Below are 24,671 nucleotides of genomic sequence, written 5' to 3'. Positions count from 1 at the left end.
ATTATTATTGATTATCCCTCCATTCATACACCCATTTGGCTTGGATCTGTTCGAGGTGAGCCTCTGTACAGGCTTCTTTGGTACTCGCAAACTGGGGAATCTCCAATACCCACTTCATTAGTTCTGTGAAGCGTATACGATAGATTTTACTTTCATTAAAATCGTCACCAAATCTTTCGTATAGTTTCATGGCGATGTCTTCATGATCTTTCCAATGAATAGGGAGGTCTTCCAGGTTTTTAAATGACATGTCCTTGAATGGTTGAAAAATAAATAAATATTAATGTTCGTGACCGATGATGGCCGATTGATCTGGTATGGTGACTTCTACTACCGCATCTTCGTTTAAAAATATGCACTGGCAAGCCAGGCGTGATTCCAATTTGGGGTTTCTGGCCCGGTCGATAAAATCTTCCTCCTTATCAGAGATTTCTTCAATGAATTCGGCTCCTTTATCTACATATATATGACAGGTGCTGCATGCGCAAACCCCTCCACAATTATGATTGAGATGGATGTCGTGATCTTCTGTCAGTTCAAGGATGCTGTATCCTTTGGCTTGAGTCTCTACTTTGATAGGTTCTAGCTTAGGATTTTCAAAACGAAATAGTATGGTAGACATTGAGTGTGCAAAATTAAGTATCAAAAGCTAATAACCGTTAATTACACCATATAGTTTTGATCCTTGCCTAATATTTTTTGGATTATTAGTCAAAAACTTAGAAATTGACTGATCAATCACCATTATGGAAGAGACTTTAGCCCCTTCAACCGAACCCAACTTCAAATTCAAGGATTTAAAGATCTATAGCTCAACTGAATGGCTTGCAGATCAAAAATACAAATACAGACAAGTATTCGATCGGTATGAAACTACTTTCATTTATGTAGAACTTTCGTTTTACAATAAATATTTTGATACCCAGGCCTGGGAAGCCGCTATCAGGCTCAAATGTTTTGCACTGCACCATCCGAACCAGGAATTATGCAGCCTGGAATTTAAGCGGCAGGTCAGTAAATATGAATCTATAGTCCAGGTTCAGGAAGGTTGGGGCAATAAAAAGGATGGTGCATTTTGGAAAAAAGGTACTTATTATTGGGAAGCATGGATAGCCGAAGAACGCGTCGGCAGTAAATATTTTTACATTGAAGATGCGGGTGAGCCTATTACCTCTATACAGAACCCATATTTTGATATCACCTCATTAAAATTTTATGAAGGCAATGAAGAAGATACCAGTGAAGATGATCGCATTTACTTAAAAAGTTTTTCAATTGCCGAAACCCGGATGATCCATCTGGAGCTGTACTTAATCAATAAAAATCGATCACATAACTGGCAATGCGAGTTGTTTTTCAGGTTTTTTAATGAAACAAGAGAGCTCAAAGCACAGGTAGTTAAACTGAAAAATGTCAAAAAAGAAGATGATGCGGTAGAATTTGCTGCTTCCTGTGGCATGCCCTCAAAAGGTACCTGGAAGCGTGGCAAGGTCTTTGTCGAAATCGTGTACCTGGATCACCTGATCGCTTCTGCTGCCATCGAATTTAAAGAAAATGCAGAGCCTGGTCTGGTCCCGGTATTTCTGCCAAATCAACCGGTCCCGGGATTTTTGGTCGAATTGCCCCCACCAGAGCAAAGTCTCGATCAACTCCTGTCCAGGTTGGATGATTTGATTGGACTGGCAAAATTAAAAAACAGGTCCATGATCACGCTCAATATCTTCAATTTGTTCAACTAAGGAAACAACATGGGTTTAAGGAAGAAGATGATATCAATATTCACTCCGTATTTATTGGCAATCCGGGCACAGGCAAAACGACCGTAGCCAATATGATGGGTAATCTTTATTACAAGATGGGGTTGCTGTCCAAAGGACATGTGCATGTGGTAGATAGGGTAGACCTGGTCGGAGAATATATCGGTCAGACTGCGCCTAAAGTAAGGGAGGCCATCGAAAAAGCCCGTGGTGGAGTATTGTTTATAGACGAAGCTTACGCCCTGGCACGATCCAATGATGACAGTAAGGATTTTGGCCGCGAAGTCCTCGAAATCCTCGTCAAAGAAATGTCCAACGGTGCCGGAGACCTGGCAGTAATTGTAGCAGGCTATCCCAAAGAGATGAAGTATTTTTTAGATTCAAATCCCGGACTCAAATCAAGATTCAAACTCTATTATGACTTCAAAGATTATGCACCTGAGGAGCTTGCCCAGATAGCTCTTTCAGCTTGCACCAAAAAGGAAGTAAAGTTAACTACTGAGGCGAATGTAAAAATCAATGATCTTATTCTGGAAGCATATAGGAACAGGGATCGCACGTTTGGCAATGCCCGATTTGTGTATGACCTGATCGAAAAATCAAAAGTCAATTTAGGACTTAGGGTCATGCATGGAAAATTAAAGTCCTACGAAACCCTGGATGATCAAGTACTTTCAGAAATACTCCTGTCTGATGTTGAACATTTGTCTATTACAGAAAAAAACAAATCGACCATCATCCCTATCGATAAAAAATTGTTAGCAATCTCACTCCAGGAACTGGATGCACTTATTGGTATGGTCTCTATCAAAAAACAAATTCTCGAATTGGTTGATGTAGTTCAATATTATCATAAGATGGGAAAAGATGTGTTACAGCATTTTTATTTACACACCCTCCTGGTAGGTAATCCCGGTACCGGAAAAACCACCATCGCAAGGATTTTGTGCAAAATATATAAAGCACTCGGCATTCTCGAAAGAGGTCATATGGTAGAAACAGATCGCCAGGGATTGGTAGCTGGCTATGTAGGGCAATCAGCCCTCAAAACTACTGAAAAGTTAGATGAAGCTATGGGAGGTGTATTGTTTATCGATGAGGCTTATTCTTTGCTTTCTATGCGTTCTGCTGGTGCAGACTTTGGCCACGAGGTCATCCAAACCTTGCTCAAAAGGATGGAGGATCAACGGGGCAATTTCTTTGTCTTTGCAGCAGGATATCCAGACAATATGGATGATTTTATTAAGGCCAACCCAGGGCTTAGTTCCAGGTTTGACAAAACACTCAGGTTTGATGATTATGATCCAAAGGATTTGATGAAGATTGCCTTGAAAATGGTCGCTGACCACAATATGAAGCTCGCTCCCAAAGCAGCCAAACATTTGGCGGCTTATTTTGATTTTATTTATCAGTACAGGGACCGTTTTTTTGGCAATGCCCGAATGGTGAGAACTACCATCTCCGAAGCCATTCAGCATCAGACCCTTCGTGTGGCTAAATTAAAAAATGTAAAGGTTATTGACATGAGTTTGATTCAGCTTGATGATGTCATTGGCTTTTCCCTGGATACGGCCTCGCTGCAATCCGGAAGAAAGTCGATCGGTTATGTCAAAAATTAACGAAACAATCCGGGAGTCAAAGGTTTAAATTTTTTAGCGATCACTCCGTGATGAAATTCGGTTTTATTGTCCGTACGGATCAATAATCCCATCCTGTACAAATCAAGACTGATATTCCATCTTCCGGAACGAGACAATATCAACCATGTCTCTTTCATTGAATCACTCCATCTGATATCGTCGAGGATGATCGTATGTCGGCTGGGATCCAGATAGGGCTGAACTCGGTGGATATATTCCTCTACGGCATGGCCATCATGATGTCCATCGATATAGATCATATCCAACGGACACATTGGTCTTAATATAGCCTCACTGAGCAACGACCCGAAAGTGCCCTGCAAAGATCGGATATTGGACAAACCTAATTGGTCAAAACTGTTTTTAGATAGTTGATAGACAAATGGATCTCCTTCCATCGTAGTGAGGTTTCCGTCGATCAAGCCTGAGGCGAGATAAGCGCCTGAAATGCCGGCCGCCGTGCCCAATTCAAGTATATGGTGCGGTTGAAGATAGGATACCAGGCGAAAAAGTAAACGGCCGTAATAGGGATGTTGGCTACTGCTTTTGACCCAAGGGCCTACCTTCACCCGATCTTCATTTAGATTTTGTAATTGAGAGCCACTGCCAAAATCTGTCCTTTTAAAAAAATCTGTTCTTTGAATCAGCCTATTTCTGAGTAGTTCTATACTTTCAAAAACAAGCTCTTTTCGATCCGAATCCAGTATGGTTTTTACCAAAGAAAAGACATAAGGAGAGTCTATATGATGGATCGTTTTAGAATTTAAGTAATATTTAATGGCCTCTTTGGCAATATTGATTGATTTACCTGGCTGCATTTGAATTTTATTAATACTAAAGGGTTGATTTATTTGGTTAAAGTGTATCCACTCAAAAAATAGATCTAAGCATAAAATTAAACTAACTACTTTATGTACAAAAAACTCTTTCTTTTTCTATTGGCAGGATGCTCCATGGTGAGCGTTGCCGGCCAAACTTATTTTACCACCGGAGGCATCAGATTAGGCACTGATTTTGGCCTCACTTTCAAACAAAGGATTCAAAAAAAGACTACGATCGAGGCTATTTTATTTACAGATGATTATGCCAGCAATAATATGGGGCTTGTATTATTGGCTGATAAACACCGAAGCATCGTCACCCGAAATTTTAATATGTTTTATGGTGCAGGTTTGGCCTGGAAATGGGAGTTGATCGAATTGGAAGCACCAATGGTGCAGAGTAGATTTGGGATCCCCATTCAGGCAGGTATCGAATTTACGGTGGGGCGTATAAATTTAAGTTGGGATTATACACCTATTTTATATATTAGCAGAAAATCTAATGCGTCAAGTACGCCCGGATTTACCAGTTTGAGAGGGCTATCAGCACGATATGTGTTTTTAAACAAAAAAGAAGGTAAGCGGGTGACAAAAAAATTAAAGACGCCTTTTGGTAAACGAAAAAAATAATTTATGTCAAAATGGGTAGGTATTGTAAGTGTATTTTTTCACCTCAGCGTTTTCGGTCAGATTTCTTTTCAATCCTCTCCAAATTTACTTCCTCTCACTCCCCACTTTAGCGGATCTGTTATTGGTATAGCAGATATGAATGCTGATGGACTGGATGACATCGTCAGGCTGGGTCAGTCAAGATTGTTGTCCATATTGTACCAAAATGCGCCTGGAAAACCATTTACAGAGCGGTCATTTGGTCCCATAGCCACCTACGAATTTTGGAACATAACCATCGCTGACATCAACCAGGATGGTTATAATGATATGGTTTTTGCCGCCAATGAAAACCCCGGATATACGTATTACTCGCGACTGATCAAAGATAGCATAACCTATCAGATCCAGGTGCTTGCCGGATCCAACCAGGCGTATGCCCAGGCAGGTAACCTGGTCGATATCAACAACGATGGCTGGCTGGATTATTTTTTGTGTAACGACCTCGGTGAAAATATGATTTGGCTTAATGATCGTCACGGCAGTATCAATAACAATCCTGTCTCCCTGATTGATTTTTCTACCATTCCTACCTCTGATAAATCTGGCAATTATGGCAGTGTATGGTCTGATCTGGATAATGATGGCGATCTGGATCTCTACATAGCTAAATGCAAGGGTGGAGCTACAGAACCAACGGATCCAAGGCGAATCAATACGCTCTATCAGCAAATGGCAAATGACACCTTCGTAGAGTCAGCTGCTGCAGCCGGCCTGGCTATCTCTGATCAATCCTGGGTAGCTGTGACTGGTGACAGTGACAATGATGGAGATCAGGATATTTTTGTCATAAATCATTTAGCCCCATGTCGGCTTCTGCTCAATGTGGGGGTACCCGGTCAAATGAAGTTTGTTGACTGGACAGATTCCAGTGGTATTACCTATAATGGTATCGGTGTGCAAGCTGCCTGGGTTGATCTGGACCAGGATGGTTTATTGGATCTGATCATCTCCGGCAGTACTCATCAAATCTATAGGAATAAGGGACGCAACAAATTTGAATTGGTCAATAGTAATGTATTGGGAATCAATCCCATAGAATCTTTCTCATTTGGAGATCTCAATGGAGATGGCAAGATTGATATCTATGCATCCTATTCTGAAGTATTCAATCAGGCTAGCAGTAGACCTGATCAAATATGGTTAAATAATTCAATCAGTACAAATCATTTTGTAAAAGTCAGACTTGAGGGTAAAGGCTCAAACAGGTCGGCTGTAGGTGCCAAAATCAAGGTAATAGCTGGAGGGCACACCCAGACAAAGGAGATCCAATCAGGCACTAGCTATGGTATAAGTACTACGCTGACTCAGACTCTGGGAATAGGTGATGCTACCAAAATAGATTCTATCATCATCCAATGGCCTGATAAGTCCACGGAAGTCATAGTCTCTCCGTTTGTGGACAAGACCTTATTCGTCAAACAAAATGATTGTTTTGCCACTGATCCGGTTTTGCTCAAAGTGCCATCCAAATCAATCCTATGTGGTGATAAAGATAGTGTCACACTCACTATACCTTTGACGGGGGAATATTCCTGGAATACAGGATCTACCGCCAGAGCTATCGTCGCAAAATCAGAAGGTCAATGGCAAGCTAAAATAGTGAATGCAGCAGGATGTACCTTGTACTCCAATAAAGTAGCCATAGATAAGGATTCAAAACCAATCTCCAAAGTCTTCGTGGCAGATTCGGTTATATGCGCCAAGAGTACTACCTCGATAAGTATCACGACCAGCGATAAAATTTTATGGAATACAGGTGCGACTACTCCGGAGATCATAGTCAGTGAAGCAGGGAGTTATTATGCTACTGTAACACAAACCTGCGGAACGACCCAGTCAGATACAGCTTATATCCGGGTATTGACTCCTGCCGCGCTTATCGTAAAGAATGATACAGTAGGCTTATCGGCCAAAGCAAATCTTTCTGTCATAGGAACTGCCATCTCCTGGTATGCCACTCCGGAGGATACTAAACCTTTTCATACCGGCAATACTTACCTGACACCTCCTTTAGATAAAACGCTTACCTATTTTGTTCAATCTACATCCACTCAGGCAGGCAAAGTGTATCAAGGTGGGATCAAAGATTTTTCAGGAGATACCAAATATCATGCTGCTAATTTTAGTGGCAAGCTCTTCTTTGATGTCAATCGTCCGGCTTTTCTGCAATCGGTTAAGGTTTATGCTGATACTGCCGGGACACGGGAGATTATACTGATCAATGGGGCAGGGGAGACGATCTCAAGCAAACTGATCAGAATAGAAAAAGGCGAATCAAGGGTCGTTCTCAATTTTGCCTTGGCTATTGGTACAGGGTATGCCTTGGCCACCAAAGAAGAGACTTCTGTAAAAATCTTTGGAACAAAATCACCGCTTTTATATCGAACTGACGGACCAATCGCTTATCCGTTGACCGCAGGTCCTATCACCCTCACTGGCACTAACGCAGGCCAGGCTAATTATTATTATTTCTATGCCTGGCAGGTAGCAGATGCTGACCTGGTGTGTGCAGGAGATAGGGTGCCTATCATGGCAGTTTTAAAAAGTACCGTCAGCACTCAAAATGAACTCAATTCTAAAATCAAAATCTATCCTAACCCCATAACAAATGATATTCATATCGAATTGAGCCCGGAGCTTCAAAACGAACGGATACAGATAGCAGTTTTTAATAATGTCGGTCAATGTGTATTGCTTAAAGAAGAAAAATATACTGCTAAAGAATTGAATATCAGCAATATACAATTACGTAACGGGGTGTATTTTTTGAAGATTACCGCCGGCACTAAACAAGGTCTCAGCAAAATAATAGTCCTGAATTAAGCATAAAAAAAGCTTTAATCCGGAGATCAAAGCTTTAAATGGGTGAAAGACGGGATTCGAACCCGCGACCCTCAGAATCACAATCTGATGCTCTAACCAGCTGAGCTACATCCACCATATGGCCCTCTTTTGGGGTAAAGAAATGCAAATATAGAAGTTTCTGATCTCAAAACAATAAGCTTTCTCGCATTTTGTTTCAAAGTATGGATAACTCAGTATGTCCTGGTTTTTTTTGCCTTCCAGTTTTTCGAACATCCAGGACTGACTGCATAGGCTACATGGAGTCATGCAAAATGGGATCCGGGAGAATCAACTTTGTCCAACACACTATATGCTTCTCAAAAACAGCTCATGTTAACAACTAAGTGATGTGTACCCCAAGATCATTTGCGAGCTGATATCCAGGACAATTGGGTGATTATGATATTGTTGCCTGGTTACAAATTACTTTATCGGCTTTGACAAGCTTAAAAAATGCTGCAATCATAACTTTTTCAAGGTGCCATTTGTTTTAACTAAGATGAGTGAACAAAACGATTTGGTAAAGTTGAAAGTAGAGGGAATGACCTGTACCGGATGTGCGGCGACGATAGAAAAATATCTAAAAAAAAATAACCTCAAAGAAGTTAGGGTTGATTTTGTTGAAGGTTTGGTTCACTATATTCCTGAATTAAATACTTCGGTAGAAACGATTTCGGAGGGTATCAATAAGCTCGGATACAGGGTAATCTCCCATACAGGTGATAAGAAGAAGCTTTCATTGAGCTTGGTCAATCAATTGATTATTAGCGGGATATTTACTCTGCCTCTCATTCTACATCATGTGTTTCCCGGGGCATTGAAGTTTTTGCACCCACCATACATCCAGTTTCTTTTATCATTGCCTGCTGTAGTGATTGGCTTAAACCGATTTTTGCCTGGTGCATGGAAATCTGTATGGTCAGGATCTCCCAATATGGATGTAACGATATGTCTTGGAGCTATAGCAGCATTCATTTATAGCATTATCGGTTGGGTGAGTGTAAGACCGGAGATGATATTTTTTGAAACAGCCGCCAGCATACTTACACTAGTCTTGTTGGGCAATTATATTGAGCACAAAGGGGTAAAAAAAACCAGTAGTTCGATTGATGATTTGCAAAAAATAGCCGTAGAGTATGGTAAAATGCAAATGCCGTCCGGTGCTGTAGTCAAAATTCCTTTAATGGAGATCGGTAAGGGAGATTTATTGATTGTAGCTGAAGGTGATGCCATACCCCTCGATGGAGTAATTGTAGCCGGCTCCGGCTTGGTGGATGAGTCCTGGATCAGTGGAGAAAGTGTCCCAATCAAAAAATCCATCAAAGACAAGGTCATCGGAGCCAGCCAGCTAATCTCTGGCAATTTTACTATGAAGGTAGAATCGGTATCCAACGAAACAGTCCTAAGTAAGATCATCGATATGGTCAAAAAAGCTTCTTTTCAAAAAGCGCCTATCCAGCGTTTGGCAGATAAGATCAGTGCCATATTTGTTCCTACCGTATTGATCATCAGTGTGCTGACATTTTTGGTAAATTATTTTTTTATTTCGATCGACCTAAGCAATTCCCTATTGCGAGCCATAGCCGTGCTGGTGATCTCTTGTCCCTGTGCCATGGGCTTGGCAACACCTACTGCGATCATGGCGGGCTTAGGGAAGGCAATGCGAGAGGGCATATTGATCAAAGGGGCCGGCACACTGGAGACGCTGGGCAAGACAAAAAATATCATCTTAGACAAGACGGGTACACTCACGCATCCTGAGATAGAGATATCGTACCTGGCTGCGGAGGATGAGATTGAGATCGCCGGGATGGTCTATGCGATGGAAAGTAAATCATCGCATCCAATAGCTCAGGCAGTCATTAAAAAACTAAGTGGTTTTAAAAATCCTTTATTGTTAACGAGTCATGTCAGCGAAGCAAAAGGCAAAGGATTGACAGCGGTAGATCCCAACGGAAATCGTTGGAGCATAGGATGGTCCGAAGATACTCCAGGCATCCAGGTATCGAAAAATGATGAATTGGTAGCAATAATGAAACTCACAGATTCGATCAAACCAGATGCACAAAGCTTCGTGACTCAAATGAACCATTATGGCATCACTCCATTTCTTCTTTCAGGAGATGCTCAGGATAAGGTGAAGTCTGTGGCCGATCGATTAGGTATCCAACACTGGCAGGGTCGATTGATGCCGGATCAGAAAGTTGCAGAGATAAAACCCATACAATCTTCCGGTCCGACTGTAATGGTTGGAGATGGCATCAATGATGGTCCGGCTCTCAGCACAGCAGATGTGGGAGTGTCCTTCTCTCAAGCCAGCCAGGTGGCCATACAATCCAGCCAGGTGATTCTATTGAATGACAAATTAAGCACCCTCTCAAAGTCCATCTCCGTAGGTCGCCAAACATTGAGCACTATCAAACAAAATCTATTTTGGGCATTCTCCTACAATATTGTCGCCATTCCCCTGGCTGCAGCCGGATATCTCAATCCGATGTGGGGAGCCTTATTTATGGCTTTTTCAGATCTCGTTGTGATAGGAAATTCACTTAGATTGATGTGGAGTAGAATCAAATAAAATAACTGTCTTATCTTTTCGGCTTTATGATGATCTGGGTAATATTTGGAGCGATTTTGATTGGCATGCTGGCCATAGATCTGGGTATAATGAATAAAGGGACCCAGACGCTTACGACTAAAGAAGCTTTGCGAAACTCCATCGTATGGGTGTCGATAGGACTTCTTTTTGGGGTATTTGTTTATTTTGCTTATGAACGAAACTGGTTCGGGATAGGCTTACACATAGGACATCCACATAGTGGCGCCACTGCTTTGACTCAGTATATATCAGGATACCTGGTAGAATTGTCTCTGAGTGTTGATAATCTCTTCGTATTTGCTTTGATCTTTAATTATTTTAAGGTGCCGGCACAGTCCCAGCATCGGGTATTGTTCTGGGGTATCATCATCGCATTATTATTGAGAGGACTGATGATCTTTGGTGGGGTAGCCCTCGTCAATAGGTTTCATTGGATAGAGTATGGTTTTGCAATGATCATCATCTACTCTGCTTATCGCATGTGGAAAAGTGGTGATGATGGCTTGGATATAGAGCAGATGCCTATGGTCATTTGGTTGAGAAAGTGGATACGTATGGTTCCATTTTTCAAAGAAGATCATTTTTTTACTAAAGAAGGTGGCAAGTGGCACGCTACTCCTTTATTTTTGACTTTTCTGGTAGTCAATGTGGTGGATGTCGTCTTTGCTTTTGATTCTATCCCGGCGATTTTCGCTATCACACATGATGAATTTTTGATATTTACAAGCAATATATTTGCTATCCTGGGCCTGAGGAGTCTTTATTTTTTATTGATAGGTATGATGGAAAAATTTACCCACCTCAAGACTGCTTTGATCGTGATATTGTTGTTTATCGGTATCAAAATGCTGATCAATAAGTTTTTGCCTATACCGAGTGGATTGGCACTGATCATCATACTGACCATACTTGTAGCTGGTGTCATCAGCTCCTTGTCACATAAGGAAAGCTGACAGGGTGATCGTTTGATTTGATGGATTTAACTATCTGATGGAAGAGAACGGAAGGGGTTTCATAAACACAGACTCTACTTTTTCAACAATCTTGCCATTGGATTCAGATTTATCCCTGGCAGCCACCCATTTAGGATCTACCCTGAAATCATCGAAAGATTTTTTAGCCGCAGCTTCACTTTTGTGGGCGAGGATGTACACTAGTTTGGGCGTATTGGCAGCATCCTTTTCGATGGTCTTCCAATAAGCTACATTGGTCATGCCGTGTTGTTTAAAAAGTTTAACCGTATGATCTCTAAACCTTGTTTCGAGCGCGGTGATACGACCTGGGTAGCAAGTGTAGGTACGCAATTCAAAGATCCTTTCTGGATTTTTGATAGATTTTTTAATAGCCGGACTAAAGTCAGTAGCGTTGAGATAGATCGATTCTACTTTGTTGACGATTTTGCCATTCATCTCGGATTCGGTACGCACTTTTTGCCATTCTTCATCAGAGCCAAATGCTTTCCAGGAAGCTTCTCTGTTGGCCAGGTCGGGATAAGCCAGGATATAATACAAGCTGTTGTTATCTGTAGCAGTAGGCAGCCAATATCCAATATTCTGCATGCCATGCCGCTCAAATATTTTGGTGGTATGATTTTGAAAACGAGCTATGAGGTCATTGAGCTTGCCTTCGTTACAATGATAAATACGTAATTCAAAAACTCTTGTATCTGCCTTTTTGAAGCTCATAGAAGGAAAATGAAACAACAAGGAATAAATCAATATGGTAATAAAATTCATAATCAGTTATCTTAAATACCTAAATGTAAGTCATTCTTTTCTTTTCTTCTAATTCAGGTCATTTGGATATACAGGTAATACCGGTCAGAAGCTTAATATCCTGATTTATAATAAAAAATATATATATTATAGAGTTGATATAATAATCGATTAGGTTTGATACTGAACTTCCAAAACCGCACCATACGTGTCAAAAAGATAAAAGCGCTTCGGACAACAGACTAGTCGAAAACAGTGATTAATTTATGAATGGTGCCATTATGGGTATTTAGTTTTTGCCAGCTCCACTTAATTATTATTTTTACTTAAATTCTACTTTATATGAAAGATATACATTGGTTATTAGATAAATACGGCGAAAGTCATCTTAACGCGACCAACAAAATAATCCATTGGATCTGCGTGCCCTCGATCATTTTTAGCCTGATCGGTTTGCTTAAAAGCATTCCATTTTTTGTGGAAAGGGATTTTTTTCTGAATTGGGGTGGCCTGGCATTGGTGCTAGCCCTTATTTATTATTTGAGATTATCTATACCCATGTTCCTGGCGTTTTGCCTGGTAGCTATCCTCACTCTATGGGGTAATCAAAAAATTTTTCTGGCCATGGATGGGTCGTATGCCGGCTTGGCTCTTTTCTCATTGATCTTGTTTGTTGCGGCTTGGATAGGCCAGTTTATCGGCCATAAAATTGAAGGTAAAAAACCCTCATTTCTTGAAGATCTCCAGTTTTTATTGATTGGCCCTGCCTGGTTGGTTCATTTTATATACATTAAGCTAGGCATCAAGTATTAGTGCTTTGAGCATAAAGCTCAGAAGGATGACAACCTGTATAATCTTCTACAAATGAATGACTTCGCCGTATGCAGCTGCAGCAGCTTCCATCAGCGCTTCGCTCATAGTCGGGTGGGGATGGATCGTCTTGACGATGTCCATGCCCGTTGTTTCTAGTTTTCTGGCGACCACTACCTCGGCAATCATCTCTGTGACATTCGCTCCAATCATGTGGGCCCCCAGGAACTCACCATATTTGGCATCAAATATTACTTTCACAAAACCAGCTGGTGTGCCGGAAGCCTTAGCTTTGCCGGAGGCAGAAAAGGGAAACTTGCCAACTTTGATTTCGTAGCCGGCTTCTTTGGCTCCTTTTTCAGTGTAACCGACCGAGGCAATCTCCGGTTGGCAATAGGTACAGCCGGGGATATTATTGTAGTCAATGGGTGTGCCACGGTGGCCGGCTATGCCTTCGACACAATGGATACCTTCAGCACTGGCTACATGGGCTAGCGCCTGACCTGGAGTAATGTCACCAATGGCGTAAATGCCAGGAATATTGGTTTTTCCATTGACATCTACTTTAACCAAGCCTTTTTCTACCTGGATGCCCAATTCTTCCAGTCCAAGATTTTCAAGATTGGGGGTAATGCCTGCTGCGGACAGCACGATATCGCAAGCAATGGTTTCCTCTTTGCCGGATTTTCGGTCTTTGGTATGGACTATACAACCTACACCGGTGGTTTCTACTTTGGTGACCTCGGTATTGGCATAGACTTTAATCCCGGATTTATTAAAAGCTCTTGCTAATTCTTTGGAGATATCTTCGTCTTCACGCGGCACCAGCCCTTGCTCCATAAATTCTACCACAGTGACTTCTGTGCCAATAGTGTTATAGAAATAAGCAAATTCTACTCCGATAGCGCCTGCACCTACGACCACCATTGATTTTGGTTGAAAAGGCAATGACATGGCTTTGCGGTATTCAATGATTTTTACCCCATCGATCGGAAGATTGGGCAATTGTTTAGCCCGACCGCCGGTAGCCAGAATGATATGATCAGCCTGATGTTCTTCTATTTTACCTTCGGCATCGGTGACTTCTACTGATTTGTTTTTGAGTAGCTTGCCATGACCGGTCAGGATGGTGATTTTATTTTTTTTCATCAAAAACTGTACACCTTTGCTCATACCATCAGCAACATTCCGGCTTCGTTGGATAATCGCGTTAAAATCTGCTCTTCCTCCGGTATCCACTTTAATTCCATAATCTTCAGCGTGTTGTAGGTAGTCAAATACCTGGGCACTTTTAAGCAATGCTTTGGTGGGGATACATCCCCAGTTGAGGCAGATTCCTCCCAGGTTTTCTTTTTCTACTATGGCCACCTGCATGCCCAATTGAGCTGCCCGAATGGCTGCTACATAGCCCCCTGGTCCACTGCCAATCACGATAATATCAAATTTCATTATGCGAATTTTATTTTTTGAAGTGCAAAGATAACTCTATACTTAATTATTGAGACCTAGTCAAGATTCAATCCAGGCAATATTCTTCAGATGAGGCTGCGTAAGCCTTAGTTTCTACTCACCGTTTGTACTTTAGCCAGGCCTTGAGCATAATCTCTCACATCAGGATACAGGCCATCATGAGCTGCTTTGCCTTCTTTGTTGATAAAACCCATGCCTTGCCCGAGCGTATATCGGGCGACTCCATTTTTAAAGTCCCAGGCCAATAAAAATATATTATGAATGTGTTCTTCACCTGTTGAGTCGAAGTACCCATACAAACCATCTTTGCCAAATACCGCTAAACCATCGTTGTATCTATTGATTTGACTGTATATAAATGGAGTGATTTGTCGGCCGCCAGCACCAAAAAGAGCAAAGGTGTCTTGCCTGACTACCCCCCATTTGTCTAATCCTAAAGGCATCACTTCATCACAAAATATACTGGCCACCAGGGTGCCGGCGGTATCTATCCAGGACCATTGATTGCCGGATTTACCTGCAGCATAGAAGCCCTGGAAAGGAGTCACTTGTTCATATTTGGCCGTAATGATCATTTTTGATGCTGAATCCATAAAGCCCCAAAGTCCTTTGACAGAGACTGGCAGCCTATGATCGTAGTACAGACCTAATGCATCATATCTTGGTTTGATCAATAAATTTCCGTGAGCGTCGATCAATCCCCACCATCCCCCTTGAGAGATTCTGGCCACACCGGATTGGAATGCAAAAGCCTGGTCCCAGGTGTCTTCCCCAATGGTTTTACCTTTTTGATCAATAAAGGTATATCTGTCATTCTTTTTCACTTTAGCCAGGCCTTCATAAAAATCTTCAGCGTCATCCCATTCAGGTAGGATGACAACAGCACCGGTTGAGTCAATAAAGCCAAATTTTCCATCGACTGCCCGGACTTTACCTCTGCCGTCCCTCATCGTCCAGGTACCACGATACACCGGTTTTACAATCCAGGCGCCATGTAGGTCGATATATCCCCAAAGCCCTTTTTTGGATGCAGCAGCGAGTCCGCCAGAAAAATCCCTGCAGTCGTCAAACTGCTCTTTGATGACCACTTCACCATCTGTATCTATATATCCCCACTTGATGCCCGGCTCTACATAATCCTCCATAATAAGCTCTAAATCAGACTTATTTGCAATGTCATCGGACTCCTTTTTGTCAGAGGTACAGCCAAGCCAACCACTTAAAATTGTGATAAAAATGAAGATACTGGTGATTTTTAATCCTTCGTTTGCGTTAAGAAATCGATGTATCATAAGACAAAAATATTAGCAATCCTGATATTATCCGGAATAAGCTCAAGTTTCCTCCCATTAGCTTTGTATGCTCAATCCGGGGTCATCGTCAGTGAAGGCAATTTTAAAGTATTGATGCCGGAAGATTACCTTTCAACTATAGACACCATCTCCACAGAAATAGGTCCGGTGATGTACCATACTCTCCATGCGAGAGACAGCTTCATGACCTATCAAATATCTTTTTGTGATTATCCTGAAGGCACGGTGCATTCGGATTCCGCTGACTTGTTAAAAGAATTTTTCCAATCGACCATCGAAGAGTCTGTGGCCAGCGTCCATGGAACCAAAAAATATGAATCGGAGATCACACAGTTTGGGTATCCGGGCTGGTTTTGGAAGATCGAATTTGGAAAAAATAAATTCCTCAAAACCAAAGCTTTCGTGGCGGGCAATCGATTTTACAGTCTTATTGTAGCAGGTGATCTTCGAAAAGATGACGATCTCAGGACTTTTGCTTTTTTGGACTCATTCCAATTTTTAGAATTGAGTAGGGTGAGGAAGTGAGGTAAGTTTTACTTCAGTTTAAGTAAGATATCCTGCAACATAGCCAAGCCTTTGTCCATCGTTATTTTGTGAGTTCTGAATCCCAGCACAGCGCATCGAATCCACACCTGGTCATTGATCCACGTGGAGGAAAAGAATACTCTCCCATCCGCTCGCACAGCTTCCATCAATCTTTCATTAAATTCATTGGGGTCTTTGTCTTTAGGGTTAAATCTGAAAATGACGATACTCAACATGGGCGGAGGGCCTACTTCAAACCCTAATTCCTGCACCCGATCATAAAAATATTGGGCTAAGAGTATTTTTTCTTCCAGCGCAGCTTTGAATGGGGCCAGGCCGTGTAAATGGAGTGGCACCCACATGCGTGGACCCCTAAAGTGTTTGGTAAGTTCTGGTGAAAGATCACAGGGATTCCATTCATCAAAATCAGTATCAAATGCGTCCTTCATATAATTCGCACGGTAATGGTGGCTCTGCAGGACCGCCTGAGGATTTTTAAACAATACTGTACCGATACCATATGGCAAAAACAGTCCTTTATGCGGGTCTATGGCGATAGACTGGCTACGCTCGATGCCTTTCAAAAGTGGTTTGCATTGGTCCAACAAATTAAAAAATCCACCATAGGCTGCATCTATATGAAACCAGATATCATGTTGATCGCAAAGGTCGGCGATGGCATCCAAAGGATCGATGGACCCGGTATCTGTAGTTCCGGCCGAAGCTATGACCATAAATGGAGTTAATCCTGCCTGAATATCAGACAGGATCAGACTTTTTAAAGCGGTTATATCCATTTTATATTGATCATCCATAGGGACGGTGCGGGCTATTGATTCTCTTAAGCCTGCGATTCTCACCGCTTTATGAACACAATGGTGTATCTGTCCTGTAGTGTATATGACCGCCTGATGCAGATTGAGCCGGTGTAGTCCCTTAGAGTCCCTGGCACTCACTATACCGATCAGGTTGGCAATAGATCCCCCGGAAGTGATATTGCCATGAGCTGTCTCTGGGTAACCCATCACCTCGCACATCCATCGTATGAGTTGGTTTTCCATAATCACTGCTCCGGGATTAGAAAAAAATATTCCGGCATATCGATTGCTGACAGCAGCCATCATATCTCCCAGGCTACTGGCATAGATCCCTCCTCCTGGAATATACCCAAGGTGTCCTCCGGAGGCTGGGTTGATACCAAAGTGATTCACTTCGGTTTTGAAGATATTCAATAATGTATGAAGGGACTTAGGCGCTTCAGATACCTTAAATTCTTTGAGTTGGGAGATTTGGCCTTCGACGAAGGTGGGCTTGTCTTCCATTTCATCCATAAAATCATTTAAATAATTATGCCAGGAATCTAACCATTCATTGCGCAACTCGCGCGAAGGCTCCAGAGCAGCTGATGCAAGCTCTAATTGATGCAATCTTTCTAACATGCCGATAAATATAGATTTTACTTCTGAATCCAGGTCCGGAAAGAGATTGGATGAATAATAATTATTTTTGGGTTATCATTGAGGTTGAATAAAACTTGATTTAAGTATGCGAATAGCTGTATTTCCGGGTTCTTTCGACCCTATCACGATAGGTCATGTAGATATTGTCTATAAAGCATTACCGCTTTTTGACCGGTTTATCATAGCCATCGGCACCAACACGCAGAAAAAATCGCTGTACAGCCTGGAAGATCGTATGCAGTGGATCAGAGATGTTTTTGAGGGGGAACCCAAGATTGTAGTAGATTTTTTTGATGGACTGACTGCGGAATATGCTCAAAAGATTTCTGCAGACTATTTGGTCAGAGGACTGAGGAATGGAAGCGATTTTGATTACGAGAAAACCATCTCTCAAGTCAATCAGACCCTGGCAAAAGGATTGGAAACAATATTCTTTATCAGTAGCCCGGAAGTAGCCCATATCAGCAGTACTATCGTGCGTGAAATCATCAGTGGAGGCGGAGATGCCAGTCCATTCATTCCTAAGGAAGTTCATTTAAAAATACGTTAATCTTATGCAAGGCAATTATATTTTACCCCCGGTCACTAATGAGCCAATCCTGGCTTATACCCCTGGATCAAAGGAAAGAGAAGATATCAAATCTGCCCTCGACCTGGCTTTGTCTACTACTAAAGAAGTTAAGATGAGCATTGGTACTCAAAAACTGGCTTATGGGACGCCTGTTCCAATGCGATCGCCTCATGACCATCAGCAAATCCTTGGATACCACTACCTGGGGACCAAAGACCATGTATCAAAAGCAATCAAATCAGCTTTGCAAGCAAAAAACGATTGGGAACGCATGCCCTGGTATGATCGGGCAGCCATATTTCTCAAAGCTGCTGACCTACTCAGTGGCCCATACCGCCAAAAAATGAATGCAGCCACCATGCTGTGTCAATCCAAAAACATCTATCAGTCGGAGATCGATGCTGTAGCGGAACTCGCTGATTTTCTTCGTTTTAACGTTAGGTACATGAAGGAAATTTATGAGGTACAACCTTCCAGTGCCCCTGGCATTTGGAACAGGCTGGAATATCGACCATTGGAGGGTTTTGTAGTAGCCATCACCCCTTTCAATTTTACTTCTATAGCAGGCAATCTGCCTTGTGCCCCGGCGCTCCTGGGTAATACAGTCGTCTGGAAACCGGCGGAAACTCAACTGTATTCGGCCAGCATTATCATGGAAGTTTTAGAAGCAGCAGGCTTGCCTCCGGGAGTTATCAATATGGTGACTGTTGATGGCCCTTCGCTGGGTGCTGTAGTTTTTGCCCATCCTGATTTTGCAGGGCTTCATTTTACAGGAAGTACCCAGGTATTCCAATATTTGTGGAAAACTATTGGGGCCAATATCTCTAATTACAGATCTTATCCGCGGATTGTGGGAGAGACCGGAGGTAAAGATTTTGTACTGGCACACCCTTCTGCTGACCCAAGAGCGGTAGCAGTGGCCCTGGCTCGTGGTGCGTTTGAGTACCAGGGTCAAAAATGTTCAGCCGCCTCCAGGGCTTATCTACCAGCTTCGCTGTGGAAATCAATCAAAAAATATTTATTGGAAGATGTGGAGAGTATGATGATGGGTTCGCCGCTGGATTTTTCCAATTTTGTCAATGCCGTGATTGATGAAAAAGCTTTTGACAAGATCACCGGCTATATCAAACATGCGAAGCGCTCTTCGCAAGCTTCCATCATATCTGGAGGTACCTTTGACAAAACTGAAGGTTATTTTATCAAGCCTACTATCATTCAAACCACTGCCCCCCAGTACAAAACCATGGTCGAAGAGATCTTCGGACCTGTGCTTACAATATATGTATATGAGGATAAAGCCTACGATCAGACCCTGGAACTGGTAGACAAAACATCACCTTATGCTTTGACAGGGGCTGTCTTTGCCAGGGACAAAAATGTCATCATCGACGCCACTCACAGGCTACGCCATGCCGCAGGTAATTTTTATTTAAATGACAAGCCTACCGGTGCTGTTGTGGATCAACAACCATTTGGAGGAGCACGAGCCAGTGGCACCAATGATAAGGCAGGTTCTATCCTCAATCTGCTGCGATGGGTGTCACCGCGTACTATCAAGGAAAATTTCAACCCGCCTCACGATTATCGATATCCCTGGATGGCCAAAGATTAGCAAAACCATGAAAATTTATACCAAGACCGGAGATCAGGGCATGACCTCACTCTATGGTGGAGCCAGGCTACCCAAACACCATATCCGCATAGAAGCCTATGGTACCGTAGACGAGCTCAATGCCTGGGTCGGGCTCTTGAGGGACGGCTTGATGGTCGAAAATCATCGCACCATGTTGAAAGAAATTCAGGATAGATTATTTACGATTGGAGCCAATCTCGCTTCAGAGCCCGGCCAAAACATGCCTACTCCGGATATTACTCCTGCAGATATATCCAGACTCGAATTGGAGATCGATCTGCTGACCAATGAATTGGAGCCCTTAAAACATTTTGTATTGCCTGGAGGTCATAGACTGGTCAGTGAGGCGCATATCACCAGGACCATATGCCGTAGGGCCGAGCGCCGGATAATGGCTTTGCATGAGCAGGAGGCCGTAGAAATATTGATCATCACCTATATCAACAGGCTCTCTGATTATTTCTTTGTACTGAGTCGCTGGATAGCTAAAGATCAGGTAGTAAAAGAAATAAAATGGCAGCCCAGGAGCAGCTAGGAGGGGCTGTAATAGTGCCCATGACGGATGCAGATTTGGTTTGGGTGGCTGACTTTCAACCAACAGATTGGCCTGACATAAAGACTGCATATAAGCTTTACACAACATGGTGGTTTAGTCATCCTATGAAATTAGTCCTCCAAAACCAGGTCATTGGGATTGGCAATGTCATTTTATTTCAAAATTCTGCCTGGTTAACTCAAATTATCATTAGGTCCACCCATCAAAATCAAGGCTTTGGGACCGCGCTTACCCAGGCGCTGATAGATTTGGTCCGGGATAAAGTCACAGGTATTTCATTGCTGGCCACGGAGATGGGTTTTCCGGTTTATAAAAAGTTGGGATTTAAGATTCAGGGAGAGTACTCTTTTTATAAATGGGATGACTTTATGGCGGAGGCATCTTCATTACTATTATCACCATATCACACTGATTATCATTGCGCTATGTTGGATTTTGACAGACAAGTTACAGGGGAAAACCGCGCCAGGTTATTGCAAAATTATTTGCCCGAGGCGCAGATCATGGTAGAAAAAAATAAATTAATAGCGATGTCCATACCTTCATTAGGTGATGGGTGGATCATCAGCAAATCCTCAGCCATTGGACTGGAATTGATGAATAATCATATTCAGAAAAATAATCGGCTTGTGCTTCCAGATGATAATACCTTCGCTCATGATTATCTCTCGAAAATAAATAAATCGCCTTACAGAAAAGCATACAGGATGGTTCTGGGAAAACCACCAGCGTATAGGCCGGAGTGGATATTTGGAAGAGTTGGGGGTAATTTGGGGTAAAGATCTTCCGCCTAGTTAAAAATTTCTTTGCTGCTCCCGAGGCTTTGGGAGCTCGCCCACACCACGTGAGCATAGTTCGGAGTGGATAAAAATTTCTTTGCGCCTTCCTGCCATTAAGCAAGTATTAGCGTCTCCCGAGGCTTCGGGAGCGCCTGTGTACTCCTCAAACCACTTTAGTAAAATACGGGATGAATAAAAATCCTTTGCTTGCCCCTTATCAACTCTCAGCTACAAGATTTGTCCCCCTTTCAGATACATACGCATAAACCCCAAATATCAGACCACTAAAAATCAAATCCCCGGCCAGCGTATTCCAAAAATAAGGCACTGCAAAAGCATAACATCCTACTAATCCCGCACCGGTCTGTGGCCATACAAGGCTATGATACCAAACACCAAAATTAGAGAGCAGGAAAAAAACGACAGAAGAGAGTAAGCTGCCAACAAATATATTTTGAAAACCGATTTTTTTGATCGATAATCTACCAATCCCAACGATCAAAGCAAACCCAATATAAACCCAGATATTGCCCATCCACACCCAACCGGTATAAGACTCAGGATACATATTTTTATACATCCCGTTATTGAGAAAAAGATCAGACAACCAAAGAATCATTAAGGGTAAGGCCATTGACAACCATCCTGGTCTCAACATGGCTCCGGCAAATAAAGCTGTAGCGCCAACTGCCGTAAAGTTGGGTACGTGTGGGATCATCCTGCTAAAAATGCCTGCGAGCAAGAGGCCGGTGATCAGATTGAGCGAAGAAATATTTTTAAGCTGTGTTTTCAATGAATTAAATATTAAATATTGTGTAAAATTACTTTAAAATTAGCATTTAACCACAGATGGACTATTCTATCATCAAGGCATCCATGACCGATTATGAATCCATTCTGCATTTGTATAAAAAATGCACTCGCCATTTAGAGAGCATCGGCATTCACCAATGGGATGATAATTATCCTTCGCCAGGGATGTTGCGAAATAATATTAGAGATGGCGTGACCTGGGTCATCCGGGTCCAAGAGGTCGTCATCGCTACGGTCACGCTCGATAGTGATCAGGATGAAAAGTTCAATGCTATTCACTGGGCGTATCCATCCGATAGGGTATTGGTCATCCACCGACTCTGTGTGGATCCGGATCATCAGGGTCGGGGCTTGGCCAGGTACATGATTGCTTTTTCAGAAAAGTATGCTGAAGATCATGGCTATGAAGTCATCCGGCTGGATGCTTTTTTAGGCAATACTTATTCACAAAAATTGTATCGAAAACTTCATTATCACGAAGCGATAGGCTATTGTTATTATCCTCCTGATGATATCATGTGCAATTGTTTTGAGAAAAAAATTTGTCTCTGATTTCCGCATGGACAACACGATTTTCTGGACAGATTTATAGAGGGGGATATATTATTTTGCAATGATTGGTATATTTGAATCCATGACTAGACTTTTAATTGTTTTTTTTACGGCAATGAATGTAATTTCTATTGCTCAGCCTGATCGGTGGCAGCAACGCATCAGCTACCAAATGGAGATTGACTTTGATGCGAATCTGCATCAGTTTACCGGCACTCAGAAAATAGTGTATTATAATAATTCGCCGGAGACCCTGGACAAAATCTATTACCACTTATATTACAATGCATTCCAGCCTGGTAGCAGTATGGATGTACGATCTTTAAATCTGCCCGATCCTGATGGTCGCGTGAGAGACCGGATATCCAAACTCAAGCCGGATGAAATAGGCTACCAGCAGATCCTTTCACTCACACAAAACGGAATCCCGTTAAAATACCAGGTCGAAGGTACCATCCTTGAAGTCCAACTGGCAGCCCCTATCAAAGGCAAGTCAAAAACCAGGCTTGACATGAAGTTTAAAGCCCAGGTCCCCATCCAAATCAGAAGGACCGGTAGAAACAACCGTGAAGGCATCGCTTATTCCATGAGTCAATGGTATCCCAAGCTGTGTGAATATGATTACCAGGGATGGCACGCCAATCCCTATGTAGCCCGCGAATTTTATGGTGTCTGGGGTGATTTCGATGTCAAGATCCATATGGACAAAAAATATCTCATAGCGGCAGGTGGATACATTCAAAATGCCAAAGAAGTCGGGTATGGTTACGAAAACCCTGGTGACAAACTCAAACTCCCGTCTGGTGAAAAGCTCCTATGGCATTTTAAAGCGCCCAATGTGCATGATTTTATGTGGGCTGCCGATCCAGAATACAAGCACACCAAACTAGTCAATGATGGTGGCATCGAGATGAATTTTTTCTTCCAGGAAAATGACAAGACCAGGGATACCTGGGCTCAGCTGCCCCAGGTCATGAACCAGGTTTTCAAAATTGCGGATAGGTCTTTTGGCCAATACCCTTATAAATATTATGCTTTCGTACAGGGAGGCGATGGAGGAATGGAATATCCTATGGCCACGCTCATCATGGGTGAAGGCACCTTGGGTGGCCTGGTAGGAGTAGCCACCCATGAGCTTATGCATAGCTGGTACCAGATGGTGTTGGGTACCAATGAAAGTCTTTATCCATGGATGGATGAAGGATTTACCAGCTACGCTGAAGACAAAATCACTGCTGAATTGAATGCCCCCGGAAGTACAGAGCTCTACGGCACAGATGCCTATGCAGGAGGCGGGTATGCAGGATATTTTGGCCTGGCCAAAAGTGGTAAAGAAGAACCCCTCAGCACCCATTCAGACCACTATGCGACCAATTTTGCCTATGGCAGAGCTGCTTATTCTAAAGGCGAAGTCTTCTTGCACCAACTGGAGTACATTATTGGTAAGCCGGTGTTTGAAAAATGCCTGCTGGACTATTTTAATACCTGGAAATTCAAACATCCCAATGTCAACGACTTTATCCGGATTTTCGAGAAGGGTAGTGGCCTAGAGCTCGACTGGTACAAAGAATATTATGTCAATAGTACCAAGCAAATAGATCTGGCTATTGACTCTGTATACCAGGATGGTAATCAAACCAAAATCAGGATCAATAAAGTCCAGCCCTTTATCATGCCTGTAGACCTCACAGTCACGTATACGGATGGTACCAGGGCCTATGAGTATATACCCCTGGATTTGATGCGCGGGGAGAAAAAATCGGAATGGCCAGGGATGAGCCTTCATGTACAACCTGACTGGACCTGGACTTATCCAAAATATACGATGACCCTGGACAAACCTCTGAGCATGATCCAATCCATTGCGATCGATCCTAGCAAAAGATTAGCCGATGTAAATGGGGCTAATAATGTGTGGTCAAGGTAGTTTCCCTTAGTAGGTAAGTGATTTAAAAACGACATTCTGATAAGCTCAACCGGGCAGGTTTGGTTCACCCCAGGCTTTGTTCGATAAAGAGGTTTCGTTCACCGCAGGTTGACCAATAATGCGATCAAATCCACCAATGAGCCAAAATGTAACTTCTATGAGTAGAATTTGATATTGGACACACTAGTAAGTTCGATTTTTTTAACTAATAGGG

At 42.5% G+C, this 24,671-nt stretch carries 20 protein-coding genes, 1 tRNA gene and 1 pseudogene; 13 read left to right on the top strand and 9 right to left on the bottom strand.

Features of this window, described 5'->3' with window-relative positions:
* Positions 1–4: 4 nt before the first annotated feature.
* Both iscX and IPJ09_04885 read right to left on the bottom strand, forming a co-directional pair.
* Complete coding sequence (gene iscX / locus IPJ09_04890) at positions 5–250, bottom strand: Fe-S cluster assembly protein IscX (GenBank protein ID MBK7370767.1); 246 nt, start codon at positions 248–250, stop codon at positions 5–7.
* A 30-nt stretch (positions 251–280) separates the two neighbouring features.
* Positions 281–622 (bottom strand): 2Fe-2S iron-sulfur cluster binding domain-containing protein, encoded by a 342-nt coding sequence (locus IPJ09_04885; GenBank protein ID MBK7370766.1) that lies wholly within the window; start codon positions 620–622, stop codon positions 281–283.
* A 124-nt stretch (positions 623–746) separates the two neighbouring features.
* On the opposite strand from IPJ09_04885, the pseudogene IPJ09_04880 reads away from it, so the two are divergent.
* Positions 747–3,376 (top strand): annotated as a pseudogene (locus tag IPJ09_04880) (AAA family ATPase).
* Here IPJ09_04880 and IPJ09_04875 read toward each other — a convergent pair.
* The gene (locus tag IPJ09_04875) at positions 3,373–4,215 is read right to left on the bottom strand and encodes a class I SAM-dependent methyltransferase (GenBank protein ID MBK7370765.1); all 843 of its coding nucleotides are present in this window, start codon (positions 4,213–4,215) and stop codon (positions 3,373–3,375) included. The pseudogene IPJ09_04880 and the gene IPJ09_04875 overlap by 4 nt on opposite strands.
* Positions 4,216–4,308: 93 nt before the next feature.
* On the opposite strand from IPJ09_04875, the gene IPJ09_04870 reads away from it, so the two are divergent.
* A complete protein-coding gene (locus tag IPJ09_04870; protein MBK7370764.1) occupies positions 4,309–4,848 on the top strand; it encodes a hypothetical protein in 540 nt (179 codons plus the stop codon).
* Positions 4,849–4,851: 3 nt separating this feature from the next.
* Positions 4,852–7,713, top strand: coding sequence for a VCBS repeat-containing protein (locus IPJ09_04865; protein MBK7370763.1), 2,862 nt, complete (start codon positions 4,852–4,854; stop codon positions 7,711–7,713).
* A gap of 40 nt (positions 7,714–7,753) precedes the next feature.
* Here the strand turns inward: IPJ09_04865 and IPJ09_04860 are convergent.
* Positions 7,754–7,829: transfer RNA gene (locus IPJ09_04860), tRNA-His, on the bottom strand.
* Positions 7,830–8,233: 404 nt separating this feature from the next.
* Here IPJ09_04860 and cadA point away from each other — a divergent pair.
* Together cadA and IPJ09_04850 are read left to right on the top strand one after the other, a co-directional pair.
* Positions 8,234–10,312 carry a cadmium-translocating P-type ATPase gene (gene cadA / locus IPJ09_04855; GenBank protein ID MBK7370762.1) on the top strand — a complete coding sequence of 693 codons (2,079 nt, stop codon included), beginning with the start codon at positions 8,234–8,236 and terminating at the stop codon, positions 10,310–10,312.
* 26 nt (positions 10,313–10,338) lie between these two features.
* Complete coding sequence (locus tag IPJ09_04850; GenBank protein MBK7370761.1) at positions 10,339–11,286, top strand: TerC/Alx family metal homeostasis membrane protein; 948 nt, start codon at positions 10,339–10,341, stop codon at positions 11,284–11,286.
* A 30-nt stretch (positions 11,287–11,316) separates the two neighbouring features.
* Here the strand turns inward: IPJ09_04850 and IPJ09_04845 are convergent, their stop codons facing one another.
* On the bottom strand, positions 11,317–12,069 hold the full coding sequence (locus IPJ09_04845) for an NIPSNAP family protein (GenBank protein ID MBK7370760.1): 753 nt from the start codon (positions 12,067–12,069) through the stop codon (positions 11,317–11,319).
* A gap of 321 nt (positions 12,070–12,390) precedes the next feature.
* On the opposite strand from IPJ09_04845, the gene IPJ09_04840 reads away from it, so the two are divergent.
* Complete coding sequence (locus tag IPJ09_04840; GenBank protein ID MBK7370759.1) at positions 12,391–12,861, top strand: DUF962 domain-containing protein; 471 nt, start codon at positions 12,391–12,393, stop codon at positions 12,859–12,861.
* A 45-nt stretch (positions 12,862–12,906) separates the two neighbouring features.
* On the opposite strand, the gene lpdA is transcribed toward IPJ09_04840, so the two are convergent.
* Positions 12,907–14,307 (bottom strand): dihydrolipoyl dehydrogenase, encoded by a 1,401-nt coding sequence (lpdA, locus tag IPJ09_04835; protein MBK7370758.1) that lies wholly within the window; start codon positions 14,305–14,307, stop codon positions 12,907–12,909.
* A gap of 107 nt (positions 14,308–14,414) precedes the next feature.
* On the bottom strand, positions 14,415–15,620 hold the full coding sequence (locus IPJ09_04830) for a WG repeat-containing protein (protein ID MBK7370757.1): 1,206 nt from the start codon (positions 15,618–15,620) through the stop codon (positions 14,415–14,417).
* Here IPJ09_04830 and IPJ09_04825 point away from each other — a divergent pair.
* Positions 15,612–16,166 (top strand): hypothetical protein, encoded by a 555-nt coding sequence (locus IPJ09_04825; GenBank protein ID MBK7370756.1) that lies wholly within the window; start codon positions 15,612–15,614, stop codon positions 16,164–16,166. The two genes, IPJ09_04830 and IPJ09_04825, sit on opposite strands and share 9 nt — an antisense overlap.
* Positions 16,167–16,174: 8 nt before the next feature.
* Here IPJ09_04825 and IPJ09_04820 read toward each other — a convergent pair whose 3' ends face one another.
* Complete coding sequence (locus IPJ09_04820) at positions 16,175–17,605, bottom strand: amino acid decarboxylase (GenBank protein MBK7370755.1); 1,431 nt, start codon at positions 17,603–17,605, stop codon at positions 16,175–16,177.
* 106 nt (positions 17,606–17,711) lie between these two features.
* Between IPJ09_04820 and coaD the strand changes: the two genes are divergently transcribed.
* Genes coaD through IPJ09_04800 form a run of 4 tightly spaced genes read left to right on the top strand, consistent with a single transcriptional unit; the run spans position 17,712 to position 21,165 of the window.
* Complete coding sequence (gene coaD / locus IPJ09_04815) at positions 17,712–18,176, top strand: pantetheine-phosphate adenylyltransferase (GenBank protein MBK7370754.1); 465 nt, start codon at positions 17,712–17,714, stop codon at positions 18,174–18,176.
* A gap of 4 nt (positions 18,177–18,180) precedes the next feature.
* Positions 18,181–19,809: an L-glutamate gamma-semialdehyde dehydrogenase gene (pruA, locus tag IPJ09_04810; GenBank protein MBK7370753.1), complete on the top strand. Its 1,629-nt coding sequence runs from the start codon at positions 18,181–18,183 to the stop codon at positions 19,807–19,809.
* Between the two features lie 7 nt (positions 19,810–19,816).
* Positions 19,817–20,365 (top strand): cob(I)yrinic acid a,c-diamide adenosyltransferase, encoded by a 549-nt coding sequence (locus IPJ09_04805; GenBank protein MBK7370752.1) that lies wholly within the window; start codon positions 19,817–19,819, stop codon positions 20,363–20,365.
* Entirely contained in the window at positions 20,344–21,165 is an 822-nt protein-coding gene (locus tag IPJ09_04800; protein MBK7370751.1) for a GNAT family N-acetyltransferase, read from the top strand. Before IPJ09_04805 ends, IPJ09_04800 begins: the two co-directional genes overlap by 22 nt.
* Before the next feature lie 217 nt (positions 21,166–21,382).
* On the opposite strand, the gene IPJ09_04795 is transcribed toward IPJ09_04800, so the two are convergent.
* Complete coding sequence (locus IPJ09_04795; protein MBK7370750.1) at positions 21,383–21,958, bottom strand: hypothetical protein; 576 nt, start codon at positions 21,956–21,958, stop codon at positions 21,383–21,385.
* 56 nt (positions 21,959–22,014) lie between these two features.
* Here IPJ09_04795 and IPJ09_04790 point away from each other — a divergent pair, with 56 nt between their 5' ends.
* Positions 22,015–22,530, top strand: a complete 516-nt coding sequence (locus IPJ09_04790; GenBank protein ID MBK7370749.1) for a GNAT family N-acetyltransferase — start codon at positions 22,015–22,017, stop codon at positions 22,528–22,530.
* Positions 22,531–22,612: 82 nt separating this feature from the next.
* Entirely contained in the window at positions 22,613–24,457 is a 1,845-nt protein-coding gene (locus tag IPJ09_04785; protein ID MBK7370748.1) for a M1 family metallopeptidase, read from the top strand.
* Positions 24,458–24,671 lie beyond the last annotated feature (214 nt).

Source organism: Saprospiraceae bacterium (assembly GCA_016709995.1).
Classification (GTDB): Bacteria; Bacteroidota; Bacteroidia; order Chitinophagales; family Saprospiraceae; genus JADJLQ01.
Note: the sequence above shows the minus strand (reverse complement) of the source record. Positions and strands in the feature narration are given on the sequence as shown.